The organism is Streptomyces sp. SID3343 (assembly GCF_009865215.1).
Taxonomy (GTDB): domain Bacteria; phylum Actinomycetota; class Actinomycetes; order Streptomycetales; family Streptomycetaceae; genus Embleya.
The window spans coordinates 1-240 of sequence record NZ_WWJX01000415.1 but is presented as its reverse complement, the minus strand read 5'-3'; the positions used below and the strand labels follow the sequence as shown (position 1 = coordinate 240).

1 protein-coding gene is annotated in these 240 nt (G+C 50.0%); it reads right to left on the bottom strand.

Features of this window, described 5'->3' with window-relative positions; translation table 11 throughout:
- Nucleotides 1-240 (bottom strand): hypothetical protein (locus tag GT354_RS53925; RefSeq protein ID WP_237534756.1); only part of this gene is annotated, 240 nt, incomplete at both ends.

Here is a 240-nt window from a genome sequence, read left to right as displayed (position 1 = left end):
TCTTCCCTTAGTATTGATTCCCGGCATGCTGGATTCCTGATAGAGAACCTCCTCAGGCAATCCCTTCACGGAAACTTGAGTTTCGAGATATGGATTGATTTGGCGGACTTTCCATCGATTAATAGGCACGGTAGGAGATGACGACCCAGCAAGAACTGAAAATCCTGGACTTACCAAGCCATCGGCTGCCCCGAGCGTCGATGTCACCGATTGTTCCGGGCTCAGGTTGATGGAACGATT